Below are 17081 nucleotides of genomic sequence, written 5' to 3'. Positions count from 1 at the left end.
ATTTAGGACCTAAGACCCGTGTCGCCTGCTCTAGCCTGGTTGCTAGGCAGCTATGAGCGCTCCGAACGCGCGTAACCTGCTTGGAAGATCTGGAAGCCCTGACGGCTTCGAGATCCGAATGGTGCTGAAGACTTCAGAAATCAAAAGCCTTAAGCGCTATAAACTAACAGTAGGGATTGACCTCGTAACCGTTTGTATCCGTACCTACCATATAGTTAATTTGTTAACTATTCATTACTTAAGTAGTTTCCGGCGAGTCATGAGCTGGCTCAGGCTGCTCGTCCAGGACTCGGATAAACCGCATCATCAGCTCCATCAGCGTCTGGCGCTCGGTCGGGTCCAGCGACTCCATCAGCTCAGACATCTGGACCTGCTGGGGGCCAATCTGCTCTAGAAAGTGCCGTCCCGCCGGCGTCAGCTTCACCCTCAAGGCGCGGCGATCGGAGGGGTGGACAGTGCGCTCGACGTAGCTGTCCTGGGTGAGCCCATCCAGCAGGCCGGTCATCGCCGCCCGCGATACGCCGCAGTGTTTGGCTAGGGTGGAAGGACTGGTGCCCTCGGGCTCGCTGCTGAGGTACATCAAAACCGCTAGCTTTGACTGGGAAATGCCTAGCTGGGTAGACTGCCCGTCCATAATCCGCAGCACCATGCGGGCAATGCGCGAGACCATCGACATGGTGTGGAGGGGACCCGCGATCGCGCCCGCCCCACCGCCCTGGCGCGATCGCAGTTTTTCCGCCAGCTGACCCATTTGCCCTTCTCGCCCTGCCGCCGGGCTATCCTGAGCGGCCTGCTCCAGCATCTGCACCATCACAGAATAGGTTCTCAGCGCCGTAATCACCGAGATCAAGAGCTTCCGGGCGGTGAGCTCGGTCTTGGTTTTATAGTCGTCGATGCCGTAGTTGACCACGACGATATCTTCCGGGGCCTGCCCAGGCTGGCCGGTACGCAGAATAATCCGGGTGGTCGAGTTGTCCTGCTCTGTGCGAACGTAGTTAATTAGCGCCAGTCCGGCATCCTCGGTTTCCATCACTACGTCCAGAAAGATAATGGCGATGTCGGGATAGGCCTGGATTAATGCTTTGGCCTGCCGGGCGGAATAGGCGCTGATAAAGCTGAGGGAGCGGCCCTCGAAGGTAACGTCATCCAGGGCCAGCTTGGTGATTTCGTGAACTTCCGCCTCATCATCGACGATTAGGATTTTCCAGCTGCTTTCCGGCCGCTCGTCTTCGGTTTCTTCGGCAAACTGAATTTCGTCGTCCTGAATTGGGCTGGTGTGCTCGGGCCGGAGCGGAGCAGGGGATGTCGGCTGGGGCATAGCGAATCTTGAATATAGTTTTAGTAATCTGCGTGAATTGATTGGCTTCAGTAACCCGCTTGATTCCCTAAATCTGGCTACTACGTTCACACAAGTTTAAAGCTAGCTGAACATCCTAGTGGCCCTCATCCCCCAGCCCCTTCTCCCAAGCGGGGAGAAGGGGAGCAAGAGCTTATGCTGCAAAGCTTTTACAGATTATAAAGCTCATTTGGGCTATGAAAGCTGACCAACTCAAAGTCCTTCTCCCGTTCTGGGAGAAGGATTTAGAATGAGGGTCAAAGCGGCTGCTCGCAGAGTAGGTAAAACGCAGTCAAGATAAGCTTTTCAGAAGTTATACATACACAAGGAATGAATTTCTGAAATCACGCCAAGGGCAGTTCGATTGTAAACTGCGTTCCCTGGCCGGGCTGACTGTCACAGCGAATTTTCCCCTCCAGCTTGCGCGTCACCAGGTTGTAGACAATGTGCAGCCCCAGCCCGCTGCCGCCCTGGGCGCGCTTGGTGGTAAAAAACGGCTCGAAGATTTTACCCAGGTTTTTCGCCGGAATGCCCTGGCCGTCGTCGCGGTAGATCAGGACAAACTGCTGGTCGCGCTGATCAAATTCAAACGCGATCGCGCCTGCCGCTGCCGGCCCAAAGGCATGGAGAACCGAGTTCATGACTAAATTAGTGACGATTTGAGCAAACGCGCCGGGGTAGCTGTACAGGCTGATGTGAGCATTTCCCTGAATCTCCACTCGGTACTGGGTTGACTTGAGCTTGGGGCTGAGCTGTAGCAGCACTTCTTCCAAATAGCTTTTAACGTTGAAAATGCGCTTAGACTCGCTGGACTGATCCACTGCCACCTGCTTGAAGCTCTGGATCAGCTCGGCGGCTCGTTCCAGGTTGGTCAGCGCCATTTTGCTGCTCTGCTCCGCCGTCGCCAAAAATTTTTCCAGGTCCGATCGCCGCATCGCGCCCCGGGCAAACCGGTTGGAAAAGGCGCGGGTCTTCTCCATTAGCAGTGAGGTCGCCGTTACCCCAATCCCGATCGGCGTGTTGATCTCATGGGCAATCCCTGCCACCAAACGGCCCAGCGCTGCCATCGTTTCGGTCTGAATCAGCTGGTCTTCAGCCTGGCGCAGGCTGTCCAACGTTTTTTCCAGCTGCTGGGCTTTTTCATTCAGCTGGGTCTCTGCCAGCTGGCGCTCTTGAATCTCCTGCTGGAGCTGGAGGTTTTGCTTATCCAGCTCGTCCTGGGCCAGGCGGCGACTTTCCTGGGTGAGCACCAGCCACCAGCTGCCGATGCTAATCAGCACAAAGAAAACTGCAAACGCTTCAACCAGGGTGGCCGTCAGCCGCTGAGCCGCGATCGCGGGCAGGTCGGGCACAGAAACGACCTGCTGATAGTAGATGCAGCCCAGGGTGCCCCCCACCAGGCTCGACAGCAGCAGGCTGACCAGCAGAAATCGGAGCAGCCGCTGGCCCAGCTGCGGCGATAGCTTATCGCGAAAAATGCGCCGGAGCGGAGCCTGGGAGAGGTCTACCGGCTGGCCGCTTGGGGTCTCCTGGGAATGCTTGCAGATATCGTCACAGCTGGCCTCCAGGGTGCAGCAGAGGGAGCAAATCGGATTGTCATACACCGGGCAAAAGGCCATGTCCTGCCGTTCGTAGGTCTGGCGGCAGATGCAGCACTGGTGTGCCTCGGCGGCTGAGAGCGTTTCCTCGCGGGCAATGTAGTATTTACCTCGGGTGATCAGCGCGATCGCGGGAGCCAGCAGCAGCGCCAGACCCAGGGCAATGAAGGCAGAAAAGGCTTTGGCTGTTGGCCCAAAGAGACCCAAAAAAGCCGCCATGGCGACCAGGGAGGCGATCAGGGTAGCCCCTACGCCGACCGGATTAACGTTATAGAGATAGGCTCGCTTAAATTCAATCTGGGGCGGGCTCAGCCCCAGCGGCTTATTGATCACCAGATCAGCGACCAGCGCCCCGACCCAGGCGATCGCGACGTTGGAGTATAGCCCCAGCACGGCCTCTAGGGTGGAGAAGACGCCGAGTTCCATCATCATCAGCGCGATCGCGACGTTGAACACCAGCCACACCACACGGCCCGGATGGCTGTGAGTGAGCCGCGAAAAAAAGTTGGACCAGGCGAGGGAGCCAGCGTAGGCATTGGTGACGTTGATTTTGACCTGGGAAAGAATTACGAATAAAACCGTCACTGCCAGCGCCGTCTCCGGGTTAGCAAAAACGTACTCAAAGCCGACCCGGTACATCTGGGTGGGCTCATTCGCCCGGGCCAGCCCGATGCCGTGGGCCAGCGCCAGCGTTGCCAAAAAGGCGCCGCCCAGCTGCTTGGCACAGCCTATAAGAATCCAGCCGGGACCGGCCAGGATTACGGCTAGCCACCATTTGGCCGGGTGGATTTCCTCGGAGTCGGGCAAAAACCGTAGGTAGTCTACCTGCTCGCCAATCTGGGCAATCAGCGCAAAGGAAACGGTCGCAGCCGTGCCAAACAGTAGGGGATCGAACCCAGCGCCGCTGCGGGAGGTTCCGGCAAAATGCACCCAGTTTGAGAACGCTTGGGGTTCTTTGTAAAGAATGCAGACATAGGGTGCAATCAGCAGCGCCAGCCAGATGGGCTGCGTCCAAAGCTGGAGCCGGTTGATTAGGGTGACGCCAAAGAAGACGAGCGGAATGATCACTAGAGAGCAGACGATGTAGCCGATCCACAGCGCCAGGTGAAAGTACAGCTCTAGCGCCTGGGCCATGACGGCGGCTTCCAGGGCAAAAAAGATAAAGGTAAACGAGGCGTAAATTAATGAGGTCAGGGTAGAGCCGATGTAGCCAAACCCCGCCCCCCGGGTGAGTAAATCAATATCGACGTGGTATTTAGCCGCATAGTAGGAAATCGGCAGGCCGGTTAGAAAAATAATTGTGCCGACGACCGTAATTGCCCAGAAAGAATTGGCAAACCCATAGCTGATCGCCAGCGAGCCGCCGATCGCTTCCAATGCGAGAAACGACAGTCCGCCGGTGGCCGTATTCGCCACCAGCCACTCGGGCCATTTGCGAAACGACCGGGGGGTAAACCGCAGCGCGTAATCTTCCAGCGTCTCTGTGGCGACCCAGGTGTTATAGTCCCGTCTAGCTTCAACAATTTTGGAACGCGGCTGGCCTGCCATCGCGCTAGGATCGTGCGTCATCCTATGACCTTAGCGCAGCCCCTGGCCGAGTCAAACAATTTATGATTAGTAGCTAATGATACAAATCACCGTGAACGCATTCTCTATGATTCATCCATAGAAATGGGCCGCGCATCTCAAAACTTGTCACTCAGGCTATTTTGGCTGAGATGAAGGTTTGATAGCTTTAGTTTAGGGCCTGAACCAGGTAGCTGAGACGTCGCTGACCTTAGGCAAACAGGTCTAATTCAGAAGACTCCATCTACTGAAGCTTCGTTCCCCAAAAGTTGGGTTTGGTCTGAAATTTTCTATCAGGATGGCTGACTTTTCCTAACCTGTTGCACTTTAGGATTTATGTCCTACCGGCTCCAGCGTTGAGCTATGTAGGGATAGAAGCGGCTGCTGGTCTATGCGGCTATGGATTTTACTAAATTTTTAGAGGAGATTGAGGAAGCAGATGTCAAAGCACATGATCGTCAAAGCGAGTCGGCGGAAATTTCTGCAGTATGGCTCGCTGACCCTGGGAGCCAGCGTCATTGCGGCCTGCAGCGGGGGGACATCTTCGAGCTCCGGCGGGTCTGACGAGGCCGCTGACCTGGGGGAAAATCCGATTAAAGTGGGGGTGATGTATTCCACCACCGGGACGATCGCGATTGTTGAAAAATCTCTTCAAGATGCAACTTTCCTGGCAATCGAGCAAATCAATTCCGGCACCGGACCCTGGGAAGCTAACGGCGAGGGGATCGCGGGCCGTAAGATTCAGAAGGTGGTGGTGAACCCCAACTCGGACTGGGATCTCTACAACCAGATGTCCAAGCGTTTAATCGAGGAAGACCAGGTCGTCTGCGTGCTGGGCTGCTACACCTCGGCCAGCCGAAAGTCGGTGCTGCCGGTGTTTGAAGAGAAAAATTCTCTGCTCTACTATCCGGTCTACTACGAAGGCAACGAATGCAGCTCCAACGTCTTCTACACCGGCGCTGCGCCCAACCAGCAGATCACCGACTCAATTCCCTACGCCTACGAAAACTTTGGCCCCAAGGGCTTTTTTATCGGGTCTGACTACATCTATCCCAAAGAGAGCAATCGGATTGCTAAGGCAGAGCTGGAGCAGGCTGGCGGCCAGGTCGTCGGTGACGAATACGCGGCGCTGGGCACCACAGAATTTATCACCATTATCAATAAAATCAAGGCTGCCAAGCCCGACTTTGTGCTGAGCAACCTGGTCGGCGACAGCATTCCCGCCTTCTACCGGCAGTATAAGGACGCGGGGATCACGGCAGACGACATTCCGATCATGGCCTATCCCACGACTGAGGAAGAAATTCAGGCGATGGGACCTGAGTTTGCAGCCGGGCACTATACCAGCTTTAACTATTTTCAAAGCGTTGATACGCCTGAAAATAAGGCGTTTGTGGAGCAGTTCAAGGAAATGTTTGGGGGCGATCGCGTTACCAACGGCGTGATGGAAGCGGCCTATCTGCAAACATTCTTCATGGCGCAGGCGATGAAAGATGCGCTAGAAGCTGGCGAAGAGCTGAATACGGAAACGATTCGAGCGGCCACCCGCGGGCAGGAATTTAGCGCTCCCCAGGGCCGAGTGAAGATCGATCCCGATAACTACCACACCTACCTCTACTCTCGGATTGGCCGCTGGAAAGAAGATGGGCAGGCCGATATTGTCTTTTCAACGGACGCTGCGGTGAAGCCAATCCCCTGGAGTCAGGTGCTGTATAAAGGACGGACTTGCGTACATCCCTCGCCAGACGATCGCAGCGACCCGATTAAGGAGACCGGCAAAGACCTGGAGACTCAGTATCTTGAGTCCTAGTCAATCGGGCAGCCTGATTGTTGTGAAGATTGAGTTCATCCGCTGAGAGCCGGTTTTGACTATGCCAGTTTTGACTATGCTAGATTTTTCGCTAACTTCGATGCTGTCATCGCTGTTCTTACTTGCTGAGGAAGCAGCCCCGGCCGCCGAGGGCATCAGCTGGATAGCGCTGCTGAATCAGGCCCTAAACGGCATTGGCATTGTTGGCATTTTGCTTTTGACTGGGTTGGGACTGGCAATCACCTTTGGCGTGATGCGGATAATTAATCTGGCCCATGGCGAATTCATCATGCTGGGAGCCTACGTCACCTTTGTCATGCAGGATTTCTTCAAGATGGACCTGCTGATGACGATTCCCTTTGCCTTTATCGGCACGGCGCTGATCGGTGCGATTGTGGAACTGACTATTATTCGTCGGCTCTACGGTCGGCCGCTAGAAACGCTGCTGGCCACCTGGGGGCTCAGCATCGTGCTGCAAGGGGTGGTTAAGCTGATCTTTACGGCTGAGCTAAAGTACGTCAGGGCTCCATCCTACCTGTCGGGAAATTTATCGTTTTTGACGAATGAGGCCGGTACATCGCCGATTGCGATTTCTTACTACCGGCTCTTCATCATTGCGGTAGCCCTGGCTCTGCTGGCCCTGACCATGTTCCTATTCTATGGCACCTCCTGGGGCCGCCAGATTCGGGCCGTGACCCAAAATCGGGAGATGGCCAAATGCCTGGGTGTCAATACTAAGCTGATCGACATGGGCACCTTTGCCTACGGTTGTGGGCTGGCGGGCGTCGCTGGCGCGGTGATTTCTGCGCTGAAGACGGTCGCTCCACCCATGGGACAGGACTACCTAGTCGATGCCTGGATGGTCGTAGTGACCGGCGGGGTCGATAAGCTAATCGGCATTCTGGCCGGCTCATTCCTGATTGGCGAATCCAACGCCATTATTGCCTTCATGCTCAACGATCCCCTAGCTCGGGTGATTGTGCTGGCAGCGGTGATTGTGCTGATTCGGTACCGACCTGAGGGTCTGTTTACCGTGCAGAAGCGGGCCTAGCCTGCGGCTTGCAAAATTGTTGATCTGGGGAATTTTTTAGAATGGCAAACGCAGTACTGGGATACAAGCAATCTACTTTCCCAACCAAGCTGGTGATCATTAGCCTCATTGGCCTGCTAATCTTTGCGGTTTTGCCCTTTGTCTTAGGGACGTTTCAGCTCTCATTTCTGTCAAAGCTGATGCTGTTCGGCACTCTGGCGGTTTCCCTCGACCTGGTTTGGGGCTTTACGGGCATTCTGAGTTTTGCCCATGGGGTATTCTTTACCCTGGGGGGCTATGCCTCGGCCTACTACCTCAAGCTCAACCTCTCAGCGGCCGCCAACACCTATGGGGTAGATATTCCTGACTTTATGGTCTGGAACGGCCTGGAGGTACTTCCCTGGTTTATTGCTCCGCTGAAGTATTTTCCGATTGCGCTGTTGGCGACGGTTGCTGTCCCAGCGCTGTTTGCTTATATAATTGGCTATTTTATCTTTCGCTCTAAGGTCAGCGGCGTTTATATCACGATTATTACCCTGGCGATTGCGTCGGCCCTGACCACCTTTTTCGTCAGCCAGCAGGCTTACACGGGCGGGACAAACGGGATTACAGATGTCAGCAGTCTGAGCTTTTTCGGCAGTGAGATTCCACCGATCGGGCTGTATTTTATTATCCTGGCCTATGCCGCGTTTGTGCTGGCCCTGAGCTGGTGGCTCACCCAGTCTAACTTTGGCCTAGTTCTGCGCTCGATTAACGAAAATGAGAAGCGAATCGCTTTCCTGGGCTATGACGTGGCCCAGTACAAGATTTTTATCTGGACGCTTTCCGCCGCGATGGCGGGCATGGCGGGGGGATTATTTGTCCCGCTGAACCGGTTTATTTCGCCGGTGTATCTGGCCGTGGCCTTTGGCACTCAGGTGGTGATCTGGGTGGCCATTGGCGGTCGCGGCACCCTGATTGGCCCTTTCATCGCGGCGATCTTGCTAGGCCAGTTTCAAAACTATGCCGACCGGGTGACTCAGGACTGGCAGCTGATTGTGGGTATTTTGCTGCTGGTTGTGGTGCTGTTTATCCCCAACGGGCTGATGAGCCTGCTGCCCGAGCGCTTTAGTCTGGCCAACTTGTCAAAGCCCACTCGAATATCGCCCCGTGCCCCGTCTGAGCAAAAGTCCTGAGGACGCGCCCGATTTCGGTTAAATTTCTGAGGGATTAATCCATGGATGCGGTCTTATCGGTTAAGGATCTAAACGTTGTTTTCTCGGGTTTCAAGGCGCTGAAAGGCGTCAATCTAGAGGTGTATGACAACGAGATCGTCACCATTATTGGCCCGAACGGGGCTGGAAAGAGCACGCTGCTAGACGCGATTGTAGGAAAATCGCCGGTGGCCTCGGGGCATGTTTTTTACCAGGGCAAGGAGATTACCAACCGGAGCCCCCACCAGGTCGCTCGCATGGGCGTTGGCCGCAAGTTCCAAAATCCCAACGTCTATAATCAGCTCACCGTGTTTGACAACATACTGCTGGCGCTGAAGGGCTCCCACGGCATCCTGGCGTCGATAACGGCCAAGCTGACCAAGGCCAAGAAGGGCCGGATCTATGACGTGCTCGAGCGGACTACCCTACTTGACCAGGCGTTTGAGCAGGTTGACTCGCTCTCCCACGGCCAGAAGCAGTGGGTCGAAATTGGCATGGTGCTGGCCCAGGACCCGTCTATTGTTCTATTAGACGAGCCGACCGCCGGGATGACGGCTAAGGAGACCCGGATGACCGGCGAGATTATCAAAAGTATTGCTCAGACGCACTCTGTCGTCGTGATTGAGCATGACATGGAGTTTGTCAAACAGATTGCCGAGCGGATTGTCGTTTTGCACCAGGGCAGCGTACTGGCCGAAGGGTCGGTGGAAGAGGTCCAAAGTAATCGTGAAGTCATCGAGGTCTATTTAGGTCGTGAAGCCATCAGCACAGCTGCTTGAGTTGGAACAGAATGGAGCTGCCCAGCCGCTGCTCGAAATGCGCGATCTGACGGTGGGCTATGGTCAGACGCCGGTGCTGTTTGACATTAGCCTAGCGGTAAATCGCGGCGAAATCGTCTGCCTGCTGGGGCGTAACGGTGTTGGCAAGACGACGCTGCTGCGGAGCATCATCGGCCTCAACCAGCCTACTAAGGGCTCGATTAGCTTCGGCGGTCAGGATATTACCAAAGCGCCGACCTATAAGCGGGCGCGTCAGGGCATTGCCTACATTCCCCAAGGGCGGGAGATCATTCCCTACCTGTCGGTGCTGGATAACCTGAAGATGGGGTTTGCGGCGAGCGGTAAGAAGGGAAACCGGATTCCCAGCGAAATTTTTGACTTTTTCCCCATGCTGTCGGACCATCTGAGCCGCCAGGGCGGCCTGCTCAGCGGCGGCCAGCAGCAGCAGCTCGCGATCGCGCGCGGCCTCATGTGCAATCCCCAAATCATGCTGCTGGACGAACCGACCGAAGGGATTCAGCCGTCAATCGTTCAGGAAATTGAAGATACCCTGAAGCGAATTAACGAAGAAAAGGGCATCACCGTCATGGTGGTCGAGCAAAAAATTGAGTTTGCCCGCAAGCTGGCCCAGAAATTTTTCATCATGGAAAAAGGCGCGATCGTCGAGCGGGGCAGCACCGAGCAGCTCACCAACGACCTGCTGCATCGGTACCTGGCTGTCTAAATTGACGTCTGAAATGTTTCCCAGAGATAGAGGGAGAGGGGACGTGCATGTTAGTAACGCACCAGCTGTAAGCGCCGGAGCCCTCATCCCCAGCCCTTCTCCCGAGGGGAGAAGGGAGCCGGATTCAAAGTCTCTCTCCCCTCGGGAGAGAGATTTAGGGTGAGGGCGAACCGGTACGCTATTTAATTGCCAGTGCCTTAGGTCATGAACTGCCGCTGCGGCAGGTGCTGATGGCCCATTTGAGCGATGTCAATTAGGGGCGTGCAGGTCCACATGTCTTCCAGCGTCAGATCGGTCGCCTGAGCTATGACGGTTTCCAACTCAGGCGCGATCGCTTTAAGCACAAGCTGAGCTTTGAGATGGCCCAAGACTCCCAACCGAATCGCCGCCCCGCAGAGGCCGGTAACGAAGCTGTGCAGATAGGCCAGCAGAATATCAGACGGTTCGAGCCCAGCCGCCCGGCCTACGACTGCAAAGACAACGGGATGCAGGCCGTGACATTGGCCTACGCTGATCTGATCGGCTAGCCAGTCCAGCTGTCGATCGGGCCAGGTAGACCGCGCGACCATCAGCAAAGCCCGACCGCTTTTACCCTGCGCCTCCCGCACAGGTTGAATCAGCGTCTGGGCAAACAGGCTGAGGTCGGCCTGTCGAATCTCATCCAAGGCTGCGCTCTGACTGGCCTGGTAAGCATGAAGCAGCGCCACTAAGTCAGAAGAGCCCACTTTTTGATAGAGCAGGATATGCAGGAAGTCTTGAAAGTCCTGAGGTGACTGAATTTGGCCTGAGTGGGCAAGGGACTCCAGCCCATGGGAGAGGGTAAACGAACCGGAGGGAAAGAAAGAATCTGACAGCTGCATCAGGGCCAGTCGGGAGTCAAGGACCGATCGGTTACCAGTCATGATAGTGAGGGATAGAAGAATGGGGAGGAATGGCGGCCAGGGCAGGCGGATGGGGGTCGTAGGCGATTTCCAGACCGGGAATTGCAAAGCTGTCAATGAGCGATTCAATCAGAGCGCGATTATCCTGGAGCTGAATATAGATTTTCTGATCTCGAATGCTGATGGGGCAGTGATGATTTCCCAGGGTGTGGCCGAAATGAATCAGCGCCAGCTCATAACCCGCTGCAATGCCGGAGCAGTCCAACACCAGCATTCCCGAGTTTTGCAAGTGAACCAGCAGCAGCTTGCCAGCTTTGGCTGCAAAAACATCTCCCTGCTTTAGAGACCAGCTGCGGTCCTTAATAATGCCAATAGATTCGCCAGACCGCGCCTGGGCATGAATTCGCCCCTTAACGCGATCGCGCTCATCCAAATACAGCTCCAGACATTGCCCCCGATGCAGCGCCTGGTGAACCCGCTGCTCTAGGGCCGCATCCGTCGTGATATTACCCAGATAGTGAGAAACCAGTTCGGTCATTTGGGCACCTCCGGCAGCAGGGCTTGCTGGGTGAGCTGGCGAATCTGATTCAGCACAAAATGGATGTAGGCTTTGAGCGTGCTGGCGCTATCCGCGATCGCGCGAATCAATAGCCCATTACAGTTGGGCAAACGCGAGTGCTCGGCTTGTAGCCGCTGAACAGAGGGGCTGTGGGACGAGAGCAGATCTGTCAGCGGGGTTAAATCGGTCTCTGGCAAGACGGTAATCAGATTTGCGATCGCGGGCAGCGCAGAAAAAAGCGGTCGGTCTTTGAAAGGATTTGTCTGTCCTGCCAAAAACATCGCATCGGTAAAGAGCGGCGTTCCATCCGAATGAACGACCTGAAGACGGCTGCGATAGTGTCGAAACTGGTACCATTCCTGGCGAGCCAGCCGACCGGGAAGAATGATTTCGCTCCAGAACAGCTGGCCGGTGGGATGCAAGGTGAGACGCGATCGCTGATTGAATTCCGCATCAGCATATAGGATAATTGGCTCTGGAACATATTCCAGGCAGGCCTTTTTGCCAATCTGAATATGCTGAACTACCTGGGCTGACGTGCCGCTGGCAGGCATACTGTGAACCTTGAGTGCCGCCTGATCGGTCAGATAGAGCTGAGTAAAATCGTTCAGCTTTATCGTCGTTTCAATCCTATCCTGGGCCAGTAAGCCGGGAGAAGCATTCATCAGATAAAGGTAGGCCCGCTGAGGACGGTCGGTGTCAAGCCGGAAGCAGCGCGATAGGCGAAAGGGATAGGCCGCATACTGATGGGAAATGAAAGATTGGAAGTTGCGATCGCACCCGATCTGTAATTCGAGTTGAGGTCGGGTTGTTATCAAGTTACGATCGTTAACGATAACCATTCAGATGACTTTTACGGCAGTTTGGCTGGTCTGGAATAGCACCGTTTCTGAGATAAAATAGACGACCTGATCCAACCCCTCTCCCGTTTTGCAGTTGGTATAGGCGACCGGTTTCTCCCGTCGTCGCGCTGCGACCTCCCGGCGAATGACGGCTAAATCGGCTCCGACATAGGGGGCAATATCGACCTTGTTAATGACCACCAGGTCGGCCTGCATAAAGCCAGGGCCGTTTTTACGCGGAATATCATCCCCCGCGCCGACGTCAATCACAAAAATGTAGGTGTCTACCAGGTCATAGCTGAAGGTAGAGGCGAGATTGTCGCCGCCGCTTTCGATGAACACCAGATCGAGCTGAGGAATCAGCCTTTCCAGATCCTGGACGGCTAGCAAATTCATCGTTGGGTCTTCTCGGATCGCCGTGTGAGGGCAGCTGCCGGTCTCCACCCCAACAATTCGCTCCGATGGCAAAAAGCCCTTACGCCGCAGGCGATCGGCGTCTTCCTGGGTGAGTAAGTCATTGGTGACAACAGCGACTTCGATGCCCTGCTGCATCAGTCGCGGCACCAGTCCCTCCAACAAAGCCGTTTTGCCGCTGCCGACGGGGCCACCAATGCCAACTCGGGCAGCGGATTGAATGTCATCTGTCATGGCTTTACCTAAAAAAATACAGCCGACCCAGCGGTACGGTGCTGACCGGCTCACAGGTCGCCAGCTCCCCATTCACCCGCACCTGAAACGTATCGGGATCCACTTCAATATCGGGGCAAACGTCATTGTGCAGCATGTCTTGCTTCCTGAGCGAACGAGTGTCTTTCACGGGCAGGAGTGCTTTGCGTAGGCCCAGCCGCTCCGCCAGCCCGTTGTCTAAGGCAGCCTGGGTGACAAAACCGGTGGAGGTCGCCGCTGGCGCACTGCCAAAGCTGCTCCACTGGGGCCGATAGAGGATCGGTTCGCAGGTCATCAGCGAGGCGTTGGATTCTCCCATCGGCGACCAGGCAATGAATCCAGCTTTGATGATCAGCTCGGGCTTAACGCCAAAAAATCCCGGCTGCCAGAGCACTAGGTCGGCCATTTTGCCGGGTTCAATTGACCCCACATAGTCGGCAATCCCCGAGGTACGGGCCGGATTGATGGTGTATTTGGCCAGATAGCGCAGGACGCGATGGTTGTCATTGAGATCGCTATCTTCAGGCAAAGCGCCGCGCTGGTCCTTCATCTTGGAGGCGAGCTGCCAGGTCCGGCAGATCACTTCTCCAATCCGCCCCATCCCCTGACTGTCGGAGCCCAGCATACTGATAGCGCCCATATCGTGGAGAATATCTTCGGCAGCGATGGTTTCCGCCCGAATTCGGGACTCTGCAAAGGCCACATCCTCTGGCACCTTAGGATTGAGATGATGGCAGACCATCACCATATCCAGATGCTCATCAAAGGTGTTGACGGTGTAGGGATTGGTGGGATTGGTAGACGAGGTGAGGCAGTGGGGATAGGCGGCGACTTTGATGATGTCGGGCGCATGGCCGCCGCCTGCTCCCTCGGTGTGGTAAGTGTGAATCGTGCGACCGTTAATCGCCGCGAGGGTGTCTTCGACATAGCCCGACTCGTTTAGCGTATCGGTATGGATCTTGACCTGAAAGTCGTACTCATCCGCTACCGAGAGGCAGGTGTCGATCAGGGCGGGCATCGCGCCCCAATCTTCGTGAATTTTCAGCCCCATTGCGCCGTTTTCAACCTGCTCTACCAGGCTGGCGGGCAAGCTAGAGCTGCCTTTACCCAAAAAGCCAAAGTTAATCGGAAACCCCTCTGAGGCCCGCAGCATCATTCCCAGATTGTGGGCACCGCTGGAGCAAATTCCCACCGTCACCGGGCCGAGGCCGCCGCCCAGCATGGTGGTTAAGCCGCTAGAAAGCGCTTCTGCACAGAGTCCGACGCTGTCAAAGTGGACGTGGCAGTCGATGCCGCCGGGGGTGGCAATCAGCCCTTCCCCGGCTTTCACATCCGTATTGGCGCTGATCATCAGATTGGGCGCAACTCCCGCCATAATGCCCGGATTCCCCGCTTTGCCAATGCCGACAATTTTGCCGTCTTTAATGCCAATGTCGGTTTTCACGATGCCCTGGACCGGGTCGATTAGCACCACGTTAGTAATGACCAGGTCTAACGCGCCCGCCGCTGCGGTGACGCCTGCCGCCATCCCCAGGCCGTCTCGCAAGGTTTTGCCGCCGCCGAAGACGCATTCGTCTCCGTAGACCGTGGTGTCTCGCTCCACTTCTACGATCAGAGAAGTGTCTCCCAGACGGATGCGATCGCCCGTCGTGGGACCAAACAGTTCGGCATAGCGATCGCGACTAATTTCCATCTTCAACCTTTCTACCCCTGATCACTGAAACCTAGCGTTTGCAGCTGTTCCATCGCGTTCGCCCGCACGTCAGCATCGTCTAGCGCACCGTTGACCAAATTGTTCAATCCCCGGACCGTGCGATCGCCAGCCATAGCCACCAAATTTACGGTTTTAGTATCTCCCGGTTCAAAGCGAACCGCCGTTCCAGCGGGAATGTCCAACCGAAAGCCATAGGCCGTAGGTCGGTCAAACTGCAAAGCCCGGTTGACTTCAAAAAAGTGAAAGTGAGAACCAATTTGGATTGGGCGATCGCCTCTGTTGGCGACGGTTAATTCTTTTTGGGTACGATTGGCATTGAGTTCCAGTGTCCCCGCTGCGCAGAGAATAGCGCCCGGAACAGTCGCGCTGGGCTGCTTCGTCATGATCCTTGCCTCTCTACGGCGCGGATGGGATTGTGAATGCTGATCAGCTTGGTGCCGTCGGCAAAATGCGCTTCTACCTGAATCAGCGGCATTAAGGCCACAACGCCAGGCAGCACATCTGCTTCGGTCAGCAGCGTTGCGCCTTCTGACATCAGCTGCGCTACAGATTTATCCTCTCTCGCCCCTTCCACCACATAATCGGCAATATAGGCAGTTGCCTCGGGCACATTTAGCCTGATACCGCGTGCTTTACGGCGTCGGGCAAGCTCGGCAGCGGTGAAGAGGGTTAAGCGTTCCTGTTCCTTAGGCGTCAAGTACATAGGCCAACAACTCTAACCAGACCGCAACTGTAGAGCATTCAATCAGTAAATTCTGTCCATGGACTACAGATTAAATTGCCTTAATCAGGTTGGGTCAAAACCTGGCCCGCAAACGCTTTGCTAGGAGATAATGGGGCTCTGTTTTCGGTAGCGCGATGGGTGAATTCCCAACAAAAATCCGGCCTCTAGAAGAAAGCCGGACTTTTGTTGCATAACCTTGCGATCGCTTAGATTTGCGCCGCCTTAAGGGGCTAGGGCGTGACCCCGGAGCAGGCTGCCGACGGTTTTAGCCGTAATCTTGAGCTGAGTCAGGGGATTAGCCGGAACCACCGTCTTATAGAGGTAGCTGTCGAAGGTGAGCTTCTGCACGTCAATGTCGGAGCACATTTCGACAAACGCCTCGCGGGCGGCATCGGAGCGGTAGAAGACAGACTGGAGAATATCCAGCACCTTGTAGGTGAGGCCGTACTTTTTATCCCAGCGCTGGAGATAGATTTTCAGCTCGTCTTCACTCAGCGCCCGCTGGCCGCCGTTGGAAAATTCAACGATAGTTTCAGCACACATCCGGGCCGACTTGGCCGCGAAGTAGATGCCTTCGCCGGAAGACTTGGTCACCGTCCCCGCCGCGTCCCCCACCAGGGCAACCCGGCCCACCACCCGGCGCGGTCTGGGATGCTCAGGAATCGGATGCGCTTCCACCTTGATAATTTCGCCGCCTTCCAGTCGCTTGGCCGCCCGAGCCCGGATGCCCGCCTGGAGCTGCTTAATTCGAGCCTGGTTGGGCTTCATTGTGCCGGTACCGACGGCCACATGGTCATACTTGGGGAACACCCAGGCATAGAAGTCTGGGGAGACATCGCCGCCCACGTACATTTCAGCCAGGTCTTCGTAGTAGGCCATCTTGGCGTCGGGCAGGCGGATGCGCTCCTGGAACGCGATCGCATAGTTGTAGTCACCCGCGTCAATCGCCCGGGCCACCCGCGAATTAGCGCCGTCAGCGCCCACCACCATATCCACCTGTAGAGACCGAGCCTCCCCTTGCAGGCTGCCGTTGCTGTGGTCGGCATAGTGCAGGGTGTAGGGCGCTTTATCGCTGTCTGGAATGTCTAGCTTATGGACGGTGCCGTTGATCAGCTTCGCGCCCGACTTAGCGGCGCGGTCTCTGAGGAACCCGTCGAGCACCTCACGGCGGCACATGCCGATATATTCATCGTCCTTGAGCGTCTGGCCGATGTTCACTTCAACGTTGGAAGGCGAGATCATCTTCATCTTGCGCACCCGCCGATCGATGATCTCCGGCGGTAGGTCAAACTCATCGACCATACAGAGGGGAATGGCCCCACCGCAGGGCTTAGCATTATCCAACTTGCGCTCAAACAGGAAGGTTTCAATCCCCGCTTTTGCCAACGTCTCAGCGGCAGAGGAGCCAGCCGGACCCGATCCGACAACTGCGACCCGAAGTACCAAGGGCTTTTTCTCCACAACACGTAAAAGCTACGAGATGAATCGTATCACGCTGATTTGAACCGGGCAGTAAGGACTCCGCAGATGTAACTTAAATGAAACACAGTTTTACATAACGACACCGCCGCAGCTCCAGCAGCCCAGACAGTATCTATGAACTATCATCAAGAGCAACCTCCCGCCTCAACCCCCCTATTTCCCCATTCCCTTATTCCC

General features: G+C 55.7%; 15 protein-coding genes. 5 read left to right on the top strand and 10 right to left on the bottom strand.

The genetic code is table 11. The annotated features are described in order from the left end of the window. Window positions 1–238 precede the first annotated feature (238 nt). Together IQ241_RS07535 and IQ241_RS07530 are read right to left on the bottom strand one after the other, a co-directional pair. Window positions 239–1318 (bottom strand): MarR family transcriptional regulator, encoded by a 1080-nt coding sequence (locus IQ241_RS07535; RefSeq protein WP_193905809.1) that lies wholly within the window; start codon window positions 1316–1318, stop codon window positions 239–241. A gap of 362 nt (window positions 1319–1680) precedes the next feature. Further along, window positions 1681–4503, bottom strand: coding sequence for an ATP-binding protein (locus tag IQ241_RS07530; protein ID WP_228021477.1), 2823 nt, complete (start codon window positions 4501–4503; stop codon window positions 1681–1683). 436 nt (window positions 4504–4939) lie between these two features. Between IQ241_RS07530 and IQ241_RS07525 the strand changes: the two genes are divergently transcribed. From IQ241_RS07525 to urtE, 5 genes are all read left to right on the top strand, one after another. Further along, on the top strand, window positions 4940–6310 hold the full coding sequence (locus IQ241_RS07525) for an ABC transporter substrate-binding protein (protein ID WP_228021476.1): 1371 nt from the start codon (window positions 4940–4942) through the stop codon (window positions 6308–6310). Window positions 6311–6371: 61 nt separating this feature from the next. Further along, window positions 6372–7361 (top strand): urea ABC transporter permease subunit UrtB, encoded by a 990-nt coding sequence (gene urtB / locus IQ241_RS07520; RefSeq protein WP_228021475.1) that lies wholly within the window; start codon window positions 6372–6374, stop codon window positions 7359–7361. A 41-nt stretch (window positions 7362–7402) separates the two neighbouring features. Beyond that, window positions 7403–8515, top strand: a complete 1113-nt coding sequence (gene urtC / locus IQ241_RS07515) for an urea ABC transporter permease subunit UrtC (RefSeq protein ID WP_193905807.1) — start codon at window positions 7403–7405, stop codon at window positions 8513–8515. A gap of 41 nt (window positions 8516–8556) precedes the next feature. After that, complete coding sequence (urtD, locus tag IQ241_RS07510; protein WP_193905806.1) at window positions 8557–9312, top strand: urea ABC transporter ATP-binding protein UrtD; 756 nt, start codon at window positions 8557–8559, stop codon at window positions 9310–9312. Window positions 9313–9349: 37 nt separating this feature from the next. Then, window positions 9350–10036: an urea ABC transporter ATP-binding subunit UrtE gene (gene urtE, locus IQ241_RS07505; RefSeq protein WP_193905860.1), complete on the top strand. Its 687-nt coding sequence runs from the start codon at window positions 9350–9352 to the stop codon at window positions 10034–10036. 197 nt (window positions 10037–10233) lie between these two features. On the opposite strand, the gene IQ241_RS07500 is transcribed toward urtE, so the two are convergent. From IQ241_RS07500 to chlP, 8 genes are all read right to left on the bottom strand, one after another. Continuing rightward, window positions 10234–10938 (bottom strand): urease accessory protein UreF, encoded by a 705-nt coding sequence (locus IQ241_RS07500; protein ID WP_193905805.1) that lies wholly within the window; start codon window positions 10936–10938, stop codon window positions 10234–10236. Then, window positions 10928–11455: an urease accessory protein UreE gene (locus tag IQ241_RS07495; RefSeq protein ID WP_193905804.1), complete on the bottom strand. Its 528-nt coding sequence runs from the start codon at window positions 11453–11455 to the stop codon at window positions 10928–10930. The genes IQ241_RS07500 and IQ241_RS07495 overlap by 11 nt, the downstream gene beginning before the upstream one ends. After that, the gene (locus IQ241_RS07490; RefSeq protein ID WP_193905803.1) at window positions 11452–12318 is read right to left on the bottom strand and encodes an urease accessory protein UreD; all 867 of its coding nucleotides are present in this window, start codon (window positions 12316–12318) and stop codon (window positions 11452–11454) included. The genes IQ241_RS07495 and IQ241_RS07490 overlap by 4 nt, the downstream gene beginning before the upstream one ends. Further along, on the bottom strand, window positions 12319–12966 hold the full coding sequence (ureG, locus tag IQ241_RS07485) for an urease accessory protein UreG (protein WP_193905802.1): 648 nt from the start codon (window positions 12964–12966) through the stop codon (window positions 12319–12321). Between the two features lie 4 nt (window positions 12967–12970). Beyond that, entirely contained in the window at window positions 12971–14677 is a 1707-nt protein-coding gene (ureC, locus tag IQ241_RS07480; RefSeq protein WP_193905801.1) for an urease subunit alpha, read from the bottom strand. Window positions 14678–14688: 11 nt separating this feature from the next. Further along, window positions 14689–15081, bottom strand: coding sequence for an urease subunit beta (locus IQ241_RS07475; protein WP_193905800.1), 393 nt, complete (start codon window positions 15079–15081; stop codon window positions 14689–14691). Further along, complete coding sequence (locus tag IQ241_RS07470) at window positions 15078–15401, bottom strand: urease subunit gamma (RefSeq protein ID WP_193905799.1); 324 nt, start codon at window positions 15399–15401, stop codon at window positions 15078–15080. The genes IQ241_RS07475 and IQ241_RS07470 overlap by 4 nt, the downstream gene beginning before the upstream one ends. 243 nt (window positions 15402–15644) lie before the next feature. After that, the gene (chlP, locus tag IQ241_RS07465; protein WP_193905798.1) at window positions 15645–16868 is read right to left on the bottom strand and encodes a geranylgeranyl reductase; all 1224 of its coding nucleotides are present in this window, start codon (window positions 16866–16868) and stop codon (window positions 15645–15647) included. Between the last annotated feature and the right edge of the window lie 213 nt (window positions 16869–17081).

This window comes from Vasconcelosia minhoensis LEGE 07310 (assembly GCF_015207255.1).
Classification (GTDB): Bacteria; Cyanobacteriota; Cyanobacteriia; order Phormidesmidales; family Phormidesmidaceae; genus Vasconcelosia; species Vasconcelosia minhoensis.
Note: the sequence above shows the minus strand (reverse complement) of the source record. Positions and strands in the feature narration are given on the sequence as shown.

Coding starts and splice junctions, on each gene's coding strand:
- IQ241_RS07495 (WP_193905804.1), bottom strand. CDS start 11,455: ATGACCGAACTGGTTTCTCACTATCTGGGTAATATCACGACGGATGCG.
- IQ241_RS07490 (WP_193905803.1), bottom strand. CDS start 12,318: ATGGTTATCGTTAACGATCGTAACTTGATAACAACCCGACCTCAACTC.
- IQ241_RS07500 (WP_193905805.1), bottom strand. CDS start 10,938: ATGACTGGTAACCGATCGGTCCTTGACTCCCGACTGGCCCTGATGCAG.
- IQ241_RS07470 (WP_193905799.1), bottom strand. CDS start 15,401: ATGTACTTGACGCCTAAGGAACAGGAACGCTTAACCCTCTTCACCGCT.
- urtC (WP_193905807.1), top strand. CDS start 7,403: ATGGCAAACGCAGTACTGGGATACAAGCAATCTACTTTCCCAACCAAG.
- IQ241_RS07535 (WP_193905809.1), bottom strand. CDS start 1,318: ATGCCCCAGCCGACATCCCCTGCTCCGCTCCGGCCCGAGCACACCAGC.
- IQ241_RS07530 (WP_228021477.1), bottom strand. CDS start 4,503: ATGACGCACGATCCTAGCGCGATGGCAGGCCAGCCGCGTTCCAAAATT.
- IQ241_RS07475 (WP_193905800.1), bottom strand. CDS start 15,081: ATGACGAAGCAGCCCAGCGCGACTGTTCCGGGCGCTATTCTCTGCGCA.
- urtB (WP_228021475.1), top strand. CDS start 6,372: ATGCCAGTTTTGACTATGCTAGATTTTTCGCTAACTTCGATGCTGTCA.
- urtD (WP_193905806.1), top strand. CDS start 8,557: ATGGATGCGGTCTTATCGGTTAAGGATCTAAACGTTGTTTTCTCGGGT.
- ureG (WP_193905802.1), bottom strand. CDS start 12,966: ATGACAGATGACATTCAATCCGCTGCCCGAGTTGGCATTGGTGGCCCC.
- IQ241_RS07525 (WP_228021476.1), top strand. CDS start 4,940: ATGTCAAAGCACATGATCGTCAAAGCGAGTCGGCGGAAATTTCTGCAG.
- urtE (WP_193905860.1), top strand. CDS start 9,350: ATGCGCGATCTGACGGTGGGCTATGGTCAGACGCCGGTGCTGTTTGAC.
- ureC (WP_193905801.1), bottom strand. CDS start 14,677: ATGGAAATTAGTCGCGATCGCTATGCCGAACTGTTTGGTCCCACGACG.